Source organism: Lactobacillus panisapium, from assembly GCF_019469265.1.
Lineage (GTDB): Bacteria > Bacillota > Bacilli > Lactobacillales > Lactobacillaceae > Lactobacillus > Lactobacillus panisapium.
In genome coordinates this window covers 600,695-613,455 of the sequence record NZ_CP048268.1, presented here as the reverse complement: position 1 = coordinate 613,455, position 12,761 = coordinate 600,695, and the positions used below count along the sequence as shown (strand labels likewise).

Sequence of the window (12,761 nt, the reverse complement as noted above, 5' to 3'; positions counted from 1 at the left end):
CATTTTTAAGAGTTTTGGTTAAGAAAATTATCACTTTTAGTTGACAAGTGAGTAAGCACTCACTACAATACTATCTATTAGTGAGTGAACGCTCACTTATTAAAGGAGGAACTTATGGCTTATCTTATTAATTTAACTCATTTACAAAAATCCTATGGTAAGCAAACCGTTTTACATGATATTAACCTCAATGTCATGCCGAAAGAAATCGTTGGTCTAATCGGCCCTTCTGGAGCGGGAAAGTCAACTACGATTAAGACCATGCTTGGGATGGAAAAAGTCGACAGTGGTGAAACGCTTGTGTTAGGTACACAAATGCCTAACCGCCAGATTTTAAGTCAAATTGGCTATATGGCACAATCTGATGCCCTGTACGAAACTCTAAGCGCGAAAGAAAATCTTCAATTTTTTGGCAAGATGAAAGGCGTGTCGGGGACTGAATTGGAACAAGAAATTGCCTATACAGCAGATGTGGTTGAATTAACCCCTGATTTAAATAAACGAGTAGCCAATTATTCTGGCGGCATGAAGCGGCGGTTATCACTAGCTATCGCCCTTTTAGGCGGACCAGAATTACTAGTGCTTGATGAACCGACGGTCGGAATTGACCCATCATTGCGCCGCAAAATTTGGCACGAACTTAAGTTAATCCGTGACCAAGGTCGGAGCGTGTTAATTACGACGCACGTAATGGACGAAGCGGAGCTGACTGATCGCGTGGCCCTACTTTTAAATGGTAAAATCATTGCTTTTGCGGAACCAAAGAAATTAGAAGAACAGTATCAGGTTGACTCAATTGAAGACGTCTTTTTAAAGGCAGAAAGTGAGGAAGCAGCAGAATGAGAACTTTAGCAATTACCAAAAAGGTTCTAATAGAATTATTCCGTGACAAAAGATCATTGGCGTTAATGTTTCTTGCACCAATTTTAGTAATGTGGCTGATGAATGTAATGTTTTCAGCTAACTCTAAATCCGAAGCAACAATTGCCACGGTAGATGTTAACCAGTCAATCACACGGAAATTAAGAAAAATTGATGGCATTGATACGGTTAAGTACCAGGATCAAAAAGTTGCTGCTAAAGAACTGAAAAGTCACAAAGTTGATGCCGTTATCTACTATCATGACAACAAATATGACGTTACGCATGCAAATACGGATTCTGGTAAAACAGTTCTGACTAAACAGGCACTAAACGCTGCATTGACTAAGAATAGTTTTCAAATTTTGACTTCTAAACTTAAAAAGACGCAAAAAATGCAAGCAAAACTTATTAAAGCTAATCCCTTACTTGCCAAAACATTGCCTCGAGCACCTAAGAATAAAAAGACGAGTAATGTTAAAATTGTCAATCATTACCAATACGGCAATAAGGATACTGGCTTTTTTACCAAAATGGTCCCAATTTTACTAGGCTTCTTCGTTTTCCTATTTGTTTTTCTCATTTCAGGAATGGCTTTATTAAAAGAACGAACCAGTGGCACACTCGATCGCTTGCTGGCAACTCCAGTCAGACGAAGCGAGATTGTTTTTGGTTACATGTTTGGTTACGGCATAATTTCGATAGCTCAAGCTACCGTCATTGTTTTGGCAACCATTTGGCTATTAAAAATCGAAGTCGTCGGTAACATTTTCAATGTTATTTTAGTCAGCTTCCTACTTGCCCTCGTAGCTTTGGCTTTCGGTCTTTTGCTATCTACTTTGGCCGGGTCCGAATTTCAAATGATGCAGCTGATTCCAATTGTTATCGTTCCCCAAGTATTCTTTTCCGGAATAATTCCACTAGATACAATGGCCAATTGGGTTCAATATATCGGTAAAATTCTACCATTAACCTACACGGGCGATGCCCTAACCAAAATTATGCTCTATGGTAAGGGGTTAAGCAGCATAACTGGTGATATTTTAGCTTTGCTCATTTTTCTGGTAATATTGATATACCTGAATGTAGTAGGTTTAAAGAGATATCGTAAAGTATAAAAACCACTTGGGAGATAAGATATGGTTAAAGTTTTGGCAAGTTATCAAGAAGAAATTGCAAACCAAGAGATTCCTTCTGGTAAAAAGAAAGTATTATTAGCGGGGCTGAAATTATTTTCAAAAAAAGGCTTCCATGCGACTACAACGGCAGAAATAGCTCACGAAGCTGGCGTCAGCGAAGGAACAATTTACAAATACTTTAAATCTAAGGATGATTTACTGGCCAAGTTATTAAGCCCGATGTTAACTGAAATTAAAGATAATTTCTTTGTGCAACTGGATGATTATCATGATTTAACAAAGTTAATTTCATTTTTAGTTGAGGATCGGATTCAATTTTTACTAATTAATTTTGATTTTCTAAAATTATTTATCCAAGAATTATTAACGGACAATAAGATTATTGACCTGATTAAAACTGAGGTTACAGGTAAAAATGGAGTTTTCGCCTATTTTGACGATTTAAAAAAGCGTTTTGGTGAAATCAATTCTGACCTAACTTCAATTCAACTCTTACGAATTTTTATTAGCCCCATTTTTACGTATGTCGTTCAAGTCAAAGTATTTGGCATTAACTCTCAAGATAAAAATGCTGATTTAGCTTTAATCAAAAAACAAATTTACCTCGGATTAACTGCGTAACTTAAAAACCGCTGGCAAGATTGCCAACGGTTTTTATTATTGTTTTAAAGACCTTTTGTACTTACGTAACTTCTTTAATGCCCAGTCATAATGGCTAGAAGTATTCGAAATAAAATAGGTTCCTAAAGTATTATTCCCGGTCCAAGAAAAAACATTCTTGGTAAATAGTTGATCATTAGAAAAAGTCGCAAGTAATTTCATTACCTGCTGGTGACTTTTAGCCAGTAATTCTTCAGCTTCTTTTAAACTGGTTTTCTGGTGTTTTTGCCATATTTGTTGATTCATTTCACCATAATTACGCCAATTATAGCCATCTGGTAAAAAGTCCTGTGCTTTTCCTGCCTGATTATTTTCAATCCATTCCAATAGCAGTTTTTGCCACTCGTATAAGTGAATCAGCACATCGCGGATATTGCGATCCCGCTTCCAATGCTCACCCTTTAATTTATCAGTTTCAAAAGCAAAGTTGCCAGTCTGCGCCTTCTCGGGTAAAGAATCAATGAGGTCAACTATTTTCTCGTAAGCAGTATTGCTTGCCTCAATCAAATCAGCTTTACTAGTTGGTCTAGCCATTATTTTTCTCCTATTAACATACAGAGCTGCATACCTAAGTTAATTAACTTTTCTACATAGCTTTCTGTAAATACTAAAAATACAGACTAAAGATACCAATAAAAAAACTTTTTTGCAAGCTGTTATTTATTAAAACTAAATCAGCAAAAGCTGCTTGAAAAAAATTATGACCATGAGCCATCATCTAAAACCAGGTGGCCATCACCTAAGTCTTTCATTGCCTTGTTCACATATTGATTACGAAAAGCATGGTAATCAGACAGTTGCTTTTTCTGTTCAGCAATTGGATCAGTAATTGGAATTGCAGTTAGTAAGCTCTTAGTATATGGATGAACGGGATTAGCAAAAATTGCTTCAGTTGGTCCCGTCTCAACAATATGACCGAGATGGATGACCCCAATGTGACTGGAAATGTGCTTGACCATTGCTAAATCATGGGCAATAAACAGCATTGCACTACCTGTTTTTTCTTGAACTTCTTGGAGCAGGTTAACTACTTGGGCTTGCACCGAAACGTCTAAAGCAGAGATTGCTTCATCAGCAATAATCAGTCTAGGATTCATAATCACTACGCGGGCAATTCCTACTCTTTGACGCTGACCACCAGATAACTCTTGGGGATAGCGGTTAACAAAGGAACTATCAAGGCCAACGACTTTCAGCATTTTAATCACGCGAGCCATTTTCTCGTCTTTACTTAATTCCGGATAATGAATATCTAAACCTAACTTGACGATGTCGCCCACTTTCTTACGCGGATTTAACGAAGACATAGGATCTTGAAAGATCATCTGCATGTCCTTGCGCAGCTTAGCTGTCCGTTTCTTATCCATACTGCCGCCAATTTGTTCGCCCTCAAACAGTACTTCACCAAAGGTAGGTTTATACAAGCGGATAATCGAGCGACCAATTGTTGTTTTACCACTACCTGATTCACCAACTAAGCCAAAAGTTTCGCCACTGGCAATATTAAAAGAAACATCATCAACAGCTTTAACGATCTTTTTCTTTCCAATTGGAAAGTATTGTTTTAAATGGTGTACTTCAAGAATATTATTCGCCATTGACTTCAGCTTCTTTCTTCATTTTTGCAATTCTTTTTTGGAGAATTGCAGGAACTTCAACTTTAGGTGCGCGCTTGTCAAGCAGCCAGGTGGCAGCATAATGATGGTCATTAACCTTAAACATTGGTGGCTGCTCTTTAAAATCAACCTTTAACGCATATTTATTGCGCGGTGCAAAAGCATCCCCAACAATTGGTTGCGTCAGATCCGGAATTGTCCCCGCAATCGTCGGCAGTTTTTTAACATTTTCATTAACATCTGGTACCGACTCAAGTAATCCCCACGTATACGGATGTCGGGGATCAAAGAAAATATCTTCACTTGTGCCCGTTTCGACAATTTTGCCAGCATACATCACGTTAACGTTCGTGGCAATATTAGCTACAACGCCCAGATTGTGAGTAATGAAAATAACAGAAAGCTTGCGACTTTTCTGAATAGACTTGATCAAGTCAAGGATTTTTGCCTGGATCGTAACATCAAGTCCCGTCGTCGGCTCATCACAGATAAGTAAGCTGGGATTCCCAGATAAAGCAATTGCAATCACAATTCTCTGCCGCATTCCCCCGGAAAGTTGGTGTGGATATTGTTCCATGACGACCTTGGCATTTTGAATACCGACAGTTTCAATCAGTTCAATAACGCGCTTGTTAATTTGCTCCTTATTCATCTGCGGATTAGATGCCTTAATTGCCTCCGCAATCTGTTTAGCTATTTTCATAGTAGGATCAAGGGAAGTCATTGGGTCCTGAAAAACCATTGCAATTTCTTTACCCTTAATTTGACTTTGCATTTCTTTCGGGCTTATTTTCAGTAAATCAATGGTCCGTTCCTGTCCTTTAGACTGGTAAGTAAAGTTGATTTCGCCAGCCTTAATAACTTGGTTAGCTTCTTTTTCACCCATAATGGTCTTGACGCTAGCAGATTTGCCGCAGCCAGATTCACCAACAAGTGCTACCGTTTCACCCTTTTTAACCTGGTAATTAATTCCCCGAACTGCTTGGACATCGCCATGTTCAGTGTGATATTCAACTTGTAAATTTTTTATTTCTAAAATTGTTTCAGACATACCGCTTCACCTAGCTTCCTTCAATTGCATCACGCAAACCATCGGCAATAATATTGAAACTAAGCATAATTAAGGCGAGAAATAAGACCGGGAAAAAGACCATATAAGGATAAACAATGGCTTGAGTATAACCATCATTGATCATAGTCCCCAGCGATGCCAATGGCGCAGGAACTCCCAATCCAATAAATGCTAAAAATGCTTCAAGGAAAATTGCGTTAGGAATTGATAACATAAATGTCGTGATAATTTGCCCTAAGGTATTGGGTAAAATCTGGGAAAAAATAATTTTAAAGTTTGATTCTCCCATGGTTCTGGCAGATAAAACATATTCACGTGATTTTAATTCTAAAACTTGCGCCCGCACAATCCGGCTCATATTAATCCAGCCAACAATCATCATCGCGGTAATAATGCTGACTAGTCCCGGCTTCATTACCAGCACAAGGAGAGTAACAATAATAATCATCGGAATTGTACTCAGAATTTCGGTAATCCGCTGCATAAATAAATCGATTTTGCCCCCAAAATAACCTGAAATCAGACCATAACTGGTTCCAATCACAAGGTCAATAACCATGGCTACGAGGGCAACTCGGAGCGAAACCGAAGTTCCAGCTGCTACTCTGACAAAAATGTCTCGTCCCAAATTATCTGTTCCAAACCAATGACCATTTGTCCCAGGGGCAAGGTTAGATTGGTTGGGATATGGCGTGGTTGGCGAAAATTGACTAATATGCGGAGCTAAAAAAGCGATTAAAGCGATGATAACCAGCACAATAACACTAATTACTGCTCCTTTATTCCGTAAAAATCTATGCCAAATTAGCTGCCCATACGAATATGATTTGCCAGAATAATGATCTTCAACTTCTGGATTTTGGGCAAATTCAAAATCGGTGTCTTTAATTTCAGTCATTTTATTCACCCTCATCTAATCTAATTCGTGGATCAATTAAGCCGTAAAGGATATCCACTACTAGCATTATGCCAATGAACAAAACTGCGTAAAAGAAGGTAATTCCTAAAACAACGTTATAATCATTGGCTTGAATCGCACTGATATACAAAGTCCCCAATCCGGGAATCGCAAAGGCCTTTTCAATAACCATACTACCGGCAATCAAATCAATCATTAATGGCGCCAAAACCGTAATAACCGAAATTAATGTATTTCGAATCACGTGGTGCAAAATTAACTGGTACTTTTTAATGCCCTTTGAATCTGCCAATCGGTAGTAGTCAGAATCCATAATTGTAATCATGTCATTGCGGACATACCGTTCAATACTTGCCATGGTAAAAGTACTTAGGGCAATCGTTGGCAAAATGGTTGAAGCAAAAGGCTGTGTTTGTTGGTAAGTTCCAGGAAATACCATTAGCTTGTAGGAGAATAATAACGAAACAATCAAAGCGACAACAAAGTTAGGTAAACTTATTCCTAACACTGAAATCCCGGTCATTAAGTTATCCCAAATGCTGCCCTGCTTAATGGCTGCCAATACACCCATGAAAAAGCCCAAAATAGAACCCAAAACAGTAGCTTGCAAACCAATCTGCAATGAAATGGTAAAGTGCTGAAAAATCATTGTTGTGACAGGCGTATTTACCTGAACGGTATATGACACGCCAAAATCACCGGTGATCATATTTTTTAAATAATTAAAGAACTGAATTGGTATTGGTCCATCCAAGCCATATTTTCGGTACAAAGCCGCTACTTGAGCGTGCGACATCTTTTCATCATTAAACGGTGAACCTGGCATTGCTTTTTCCATTACAAATAAAATTAAGGTAATCAAGAACAGGGTCACAACTGCAATCAAAATTCTTTTTAATATATATTTTTTCAAGTTCATCCCTCCTTACTTCCTGTTAGAAACAAATAGGACCGAGACAAATGCTCAGCCCCATTTTTAATTCATTTTTTGCCAAATTATTTAATGGATACATACTTAAAGAAGTATGGTACACCCGCAATATGCATTGGCATATTCTTTATATCTGCTCGTTTCAGAACTGGAGCACCAGATTGGTATAGTGGCGGACAAGCAGCACTATCAATTAGAAGATCATTTGCCTTAAGCAAGGTTTGGAATCTCTTAGTTTGATTTGCCATACCGCCTGCTTGGTTAACTAACTTATCAAATGCTGGGTCAGACCATTTACCATAGTTGCTGGCATTGCCCGTTGTATACATACCTAAAACGGCGGTCGGATCAGCGTAATCAGGAGCCCAACGAGTAATTGCAACATCAAAAGTTGACTTAGCCATCTTATCTAATCTTGTTTTCTTCGCAACTTGCTGTAAGTTAACCTTCATTCCCGGAAGATTCTTTTCAACTTGCGCCTTGATATAAGCGGCAAGGTTGGAATAAACGGGATCACTGTCATCATAAAGCAGAGTGAATGAACGTAACTTAGTCTTACTTTTAGCCTTATTCCAGTATTTTTTCGCTTCACTAGGAGAGTATTGCGAAAAATTAGTGGTTGATTCATCCGCAAAGTCTTTACCAGTAGCTGGATCCTTTGCTAAGCCCTTCATAATCATTGAATGAACTGGCACAGAGCCATCCTTTAGGATATGAGTTGTGATTTCTTTGCGATCAATACTGTAAGAGATTGCTTTTCTCACATCCGGATTATCAAATCCTGGCTTTTTCAGGTTGAACATTAAGTAGTGAATGAAGTTGCTTACTTCTTCTTGGAAGTTCTTGTCCTTGCGGTATTTCGAAACAAGCTGACCGCTTAAATGAACGTAATCGGCACTGCCATTTTCAAAGGCAATTGCTGCTTTTTCCGGATCCGTAATCACATCGATTTTAACTTCCTTGACCTTAACGTTTTTGGCATCCCAGTACTTAGGGTTTTTCACTAATTGAACGGTATTATCGCCTAATTTCCAATTTGTTACCTTATACGGACCGGTAGCAAGCAAATGATCTGAATCCTGTGCATACTTTTTACCATTTTCATCGAAATATTTTTGGTTAATCGGGGCAAAGGAACTAAAAGACAACAATTTGCTTAAAAATGGTACAGGATGTTCCAATTCAACTACTAAAGTCTTATCATTCTTAGCCCTAACACCAAGTGCACTAAGTGGCTTTTTCCCAGCAACAACTGCACTAGCATTTTTAATTCCTGATGCAATTATTTCAAAATTATAAGGAGAGCCTACCTTTGGACTAGCAAACCTGCGCCAGCTAAAGACAAAATCGTTTGCTTTAACCGGATCACCGTTAGACCACTTCGCATCCTTACGAATTGTGAATGTCTTAGTTAGACCATTATTACTAGTCTCAACTTTTTCGGCCAATCCGAGCTGCGGTTTCTCATTTGCGTCAATCGTATACAATCCCTCGGTTGTGTTAGCCACTGTTAAACATGATGTGACTTGATAAGCAATTGTCGGATCAAGCGAATCGACCGGTACATTTTGCACAACGGTAATTTTATCCTGATTACTAGCTGTTGAATTTGACTTCTTTTGGCAGCCTGTTAGCAACATGCCAAAACAAGAGATGGCGGCGGTAGCAAGCACTGCTGCTTTTTTCATAAATATCACTCTTCCTTATCATTTTTTGGACCTCAGCTTTACTTGGTATTGCTAAACATATTGTAATTATTTGTTTGCTTCGTAAATTAGCTGGCTCCAACTTTTTAGGGTTTATATGATAAGATAATTGTAATTTTATAATATGTCAAGGTAATTTCTTAATAAAATTTAATATTAGTTAAAAATATCTTAATTAAATATTTTACTTTTAGCTAAACTTCTGTCCCATTTACTTTATTACTGCGTACTTAAAGAAGAATGGTACACCAGCAATGTGCATCGGTAAGTTCTTAATATTAGCTCTCTTTAAAACAGGAGCACCAATTTGATACAGCGGTGGACACGAAGCGCTGTCAATTAAGATATTGTTGGCCTTAAGCAAAAGTTGGTATCTCTTAGACTTGTCGGTCGTCTTATTTGCTTGTGCTAATAACTGATCAAACTCTGAATTAGACCACTTGCCGTAATTACTGTCGTTTTTTGATTGATACATGCTCAAAATAGCCGTTGGATCAGCATAGTCTGGCCCCCACCGTGTAAGCGTTACGTCATAGGTTTCTTTGGCCATTTTGTCAAGACGAGTTTTCTTAGAAACTTGCTGCAAGTTAACTTTCATCCCTGGTAAATTCTTCTCGACTTGTGCTTTTACATAGGCAGCAACATTGGCGTAAGCAGGATCACTATCATCATAAAGTAAAGTGAACGATCTTAAATCAGTCTTGCTTTTGGCCTTGTTCCAATATTGTTTTGCGGCAGCTGGATCATAAGCAGATAAATTAGTGGTCGATTCATCCGCAAAATCTTTCCCGTTAGCAGGATTTTGGACTAAGTCCTTCATAACCATGGAGTGCGCTGGAATAGAACCGTCCTTTAAAATGTGCGAAGTAATTTCCTTTCGGTTAATACTGGTAGAGATAGCTTTACGCAAGTTTTCGTTATTTAGACCTGGCTTTTTCATGTTAAACATTAGGTACTGCGTAAAATTACCAACTTCATTAACAAAATTCTTATCCTTACGGTACTTGGCAACCAATTGGCCACTTAAATGAACATAATCTGCACTACCGTTTTCAAAGGCAATTGCTGCTTTTTCTGGATCGGCAATTACATCAATCTTAACGTTATTGACCTTCACATTTTTAGCATCCCAGTATTTATTATTCTTGACCAGTTGAATTGTATTATCACCCAATTTCCAATCCTTAAGCTTGTACGGTCCCGAAGAAATTAGGTGATTAGCATCTTGAGCAAACTTTTTGCCGGTTTGGTCAAAGTACTTTTGATTAACCGGAGCAAAGTCACTGAATGCCAACAACTTATTCATATACGGAACAACATGGTCTAGTTCGACAACTAATGTTTTCGATCCTTTTGCCTTAACTCCTAACGAACTAACCGGCTTTTTCCCAGCTACGATATCATCGGCATTTTTAATTCCGGCTGCACCAGGTTGAAAATTAAAAGCTGAAGCATTTTTAGGATTAGATAAACGGCGCCATGCAAAGACAAAGTCATTGGCAGTAATTGGCGTGCCGTTTGACCATTTGGCATCGTCACGAATTGTAAAAGTCTTGGTAAGACCATGATTACTTGTTTCAACTTTAGATGCCAAACCCAAGCGTGGCTTGTCATTAGCATCAATCGTGTACAGACCTTCGGTTGTATTTGCAACAACAATCGATGACGTATTTTGGTAAGCCAAGATTGGATCTAACGAATCAACGGGAGCATTTTGGACAATGGTAATTTTCGATTGGTTATTCGCATTTGAAGTAGCTTTATTTTGACAGCCCGTTAAGAGCATGCTGAAACACGCCGCTGCTGTAGCGATAATTGCGCCTTTTTTCATCTTTATCACTCTTTCCTAAAAAGATTTCTGATGACCAAAACCACCAGATAATTGGCAGGTCGCAGCTGCATTCTTGCTTGCCGCTTCTGCCGCTTCATGTAAATTATTTTTATTTAAGTAACTAACTAGGAATCCGGCTATAAAACTGTCACCGGCTCCCATTGTGTCAACAACCTTAATTAGTTGCGGTTCTTGATAATAAGATTCTTGTGAAGTTAGCAGAAAAGCCGGCTTGGCACCTCTGGTAATCACAATGACCTCAGGGCCTAAAGTTAAGTACTTCTGAGCAAATTCTACGACTTCGCTATCAGACATCTCTTCGCCTGAAAAGAAAGCATAATCAACTTGTGGCAAGGTCTTTTTAAAGTAGTCCTTATCCAGAGAAATAGAAAAATCAAAGGAAACTTTAACTCGTTGATGTAATTCAGGTAAATATTCGTCAATTCCTGAATCAATCCCAGCGTGAACAACATCAAATTGATCAATTGTGGCAAAATCGGCTTGTGTGAGCCTTAGAGCCAATAAGTGCAGAGCTGAATTTTGTGGTCCTGCAACAAAAGTACGGTCGCCTTCATCAGTGAGAATTACTCGTGGTTGAGCTGTGGGAGCGTATGCCTTACGACAATTAACCAGCTCAACTTTTTCTTGTTGAAGCGCTTTTTCAATGTGTTCAGCACGATCATCATCACCTAAAATGCCCAAATACGCAGAAGTTTCTGCTCCTGCTTTTTTAGCATCAACCGCAACATTAACACAATTACCTCCGGGAAAATAAACTCGCTGCTTAACATAAGTATCGGCAACGTTATCACCAATCGATATTATTTTCATGGGTCAAATTCCCTTAATAGTCTAAATGCCACATATAGCGACGTGATTCTAATGAATGTCCTCTTTCGTATGAAAAGCCTTCTGCCAACATTCGGAAAACAACCCCAGACAAGATTTGTGAATAGTACTCTTTAAATTCGTCATCAACTTCATGCATGTCGTATTTAGCATTATCAATCACGTAAACTTTATCACTGTGCTTTTGGGCAAAATCTACTACGCGCGCGTCCATTTGTCTTGTCACGCCCATGCCCTCACAAATGATAAATGGAACATCGAAGTCAGTAATTTCAAAAGGTCCGTGGAAGTATTCTGCAGAATTAATGTAGCTACTGTTTATCCACTGCATTTCTTGCAGCCAACATGCAGCAAAAGAATAAGTTTCTCCGGCATTAATTCCGGAACCAACGGCATAAATCAACTTCTCTCGCTTCAACTCACTAGTCCATTTCTTAGCCGTTTCACCAAATTGTTGCCGCGTTCTTTCAGCCATCTTTTCTAAGTCATCAAGTGCAGCTATTGCTTTGGCGTATTTTGCATCACCAGTGATTGCTTTTAAAAAGCTAAAAATAAAACCATACAAGACGCCTGTGTTTAAATCCGCAGCATCCGTTCCTTTGCCCCAGCTGTAGTGCAAAGTATAATCAGAATTTTTTTCTAAAGCTGAATCAGGGGTAAAAGCAATGCCAATTGTTAAAGCACCTTTTTTCTTAGCAAATTTGGCAGCTTCATTGGTTTCGGGCGTACTACCAGAATGTGAACAAGTCACAACGATACTATGCTCATTCAGAGCATGAGGATTGCGACTAGTAAATTCGCGTGCTGGCAAAATAGTTGCCGGAATATCACATTCTCTGTTAATGATATATTCTGCGGGTTGCATGAAAGCCATGGAACCACCACAGGCGGCAAAATAAATATGATTAATGCCTGCAACCTTTTGACAAGCTGCAACTGCATTTTTTATTTCTTGCTGATATTCTTTTTTCATTTTTTACCTCTCATCTTTTGCTGTTATATGATGTTATATAATAAGATAAGTTGAATGAGTTTCGATGTCAAGCATTTTTTAAAGATATTTTAATAACAGCGAATGATAAAACATGCCGATGCTAAAGGTGTTATTGGTCATCTTAGTAGTTATGAAAAGGATTACAACAAAAAAAGATTTCACAAAATGTGAAATCTTTTTAAG

At 38.4% G+C, this 12,761-nt stretch carries 12 protein-coding genes; 3 read left to right on the top strand and 9 right to left on the bottom strand.

The window, feature by feature from the left end; all coding sequences use genetic code 11:
- Window positions 1-114: 114 nt before the first annotated feature.
- The 3 genes from GYM71_RS03070 to GYM71_RS03060 are packed head-to-tail and all read left to right on the top strand — an operon-like array spanning window position 115 to window position 2,621.
- Window positions 115-843 carry an ABC transporter ATP-binding protein gene (locus tag GYM71_RS03070; protein ID WP_220220862.1) on the top strand — a complete coding sequence of 243 codons (729 nt, stop codon included), beginning with the start codon at window positions 115-117 and terminating at the stop codon, window positions 841-843.
- Window positions 840-1,979: an ABC transporter permease gene (locus GYM71_RS03065; protein WP_220220861.1), complete on the top strand. Its 1,140-nt coding sequence runs from the start codon at window positions 840-842 to the stop codon at window positions 1,977-1,979. The genes GYM71_RS03070 and GYM71_RS03065 overlap by 4 nt, the downstream gene beginning before the upstream one ends.
- A gap of 21 nt (window positions 1,980-2,000) precedes the next feature.
- The gene (locus GYM71_RS03060; RefSeq protein WP_103752000.1) at window positions 2,001-2,621 is read left to right on the top strand and encodes a TetR/AcrR family transcriptional regulator; all 621 of its coding nucleotides are present in this window, start codon (window positions 2,001-2,003) and stop codon (window positions 2,619-2,621) included.
- Between the two features lie 36 nt (window positions 2,622-2,657).
- Here GYM71_RS03060 and GYM71_RS03055 read toward each other — a convergent pair whose 3' ends face one another.
- From GYM71_RS03055 to GYM71_RS03015, 9 genes are all read right to left on the bottom strand, one after another.
- The gene (locus GYM71_RS03055; protein ID WP_220220860.1) at window positions 2,658-3,194 is read right to left on the bottom strand and encodes a ClbS/DfsB family four-helix bundle protein; all 537 of its coding nucleotides are present in this window, start codon (window positions 3,192-3,194) and stop codon (window positions 2,658-2,660) included.
- 164 nt (window positions 3,195-3,358) lie between these two features.
- A complete protein-coding gene (locus GYM71_RS03050) occupies window positions 3,359-4,258 on the bottom strand; it encodes an ATP-binding cassette domain-containing protein (protein ID WP_220220859.1) in 900 nt (299 codons plus the stop codon).
- The gene (locus GYM71_RS03045; protein WP_220220858.1) at window positions 4,248-5,327 is read right to left on the bottom strand and encodes an ABC transporter ATP-binding protein; all 1,080 of its coding nucleotides are present in this window, start codon (window positions 5,325-5,327) and stop codon (window positions 4,248-4,250) included. The genes GYM71_RS03050 and GYM71_RS03045 overlap by 11 nt, the downstream gene beginning before the upstream one ends.
- A gap of 10 nt (window positions 5,328-5,337) precedes the next feature.
- Complete coding sequence (locus GYM71_RS03040) at window positions 5,338-6,246, bottom strand: ABC transporter permease (protein WP_164715361.1); 909 nt, start codon at window positions 6,244-6,246, stop codon at window positions 5,338-5,340.
- A gap of 1 nt (window position 6,247) precedes the next feature.
- Window positions 6,248-7,180: an ABC transporter permease gene (locus GYM71_RS03035; RefSeq protein WP_103751995.1), complete on the bottom strand. Its 933-nt coding sequence runs from the start codon at window positions 7,178-7,180 to the stop codon at window positions 6,248-6,250.
- 83 nt (window positions 7,181-7,263) lie between these two features.
- Window positions 7,264-8,886 carry a peptide ABC transporter substrate-binding protein gene (locus GYM71_RS03030; RefSeq protein ID WP_220220857.1) on the bottom strand — a complete coding sequence of 541 codons (1,623 nt, stop codon included), beginning with the start codon at window positions 8,884-8,886 and terminating at the stop codon, window positions 7,264-7,266.
- 229 nt (window positions 8,887-9,115) lie between these two features.
- The gene (locus GYM71_RS03025) at window positions 9,116-10,735 is read right to left on the bottom strand and encodes a peptide ABC transporter substrate-binding protein (RefSeq protein ID WP_220220856.1); all 1,620 of its coding nucleotides are present in this window, start codon (window positions 10,733-10,735) and stop codon (window positions 9,116-9,118) included.
- Between the two features lie 15 nt (window positions 10,736-10,750).
- Window positions 10,751-11,566, bottom strand: a complete 816-nt coding sequence (locus GYM71_RS03020) for a PfkB family carbohydrate kinase (RefSeq protein WP_220220855.1) — start codon at window positions 11,564-11,566, stop codon at window positions 10,751-10,753.
- A 13-nt stretch (window positions 11,567-11,579) separates the two neighbouring features.
- Entirely contained in the window at window positions 11,580-12,557 is a 978-nt protein-coding gene (locus GYM71_RS03015) for an SIS domain-containing protein (RefSeq protein WP_220220854.1), read from the bottom strand.
- Between the last annotated feature and the right edge of the window lie 204 nt (window positions 12,558-12,761).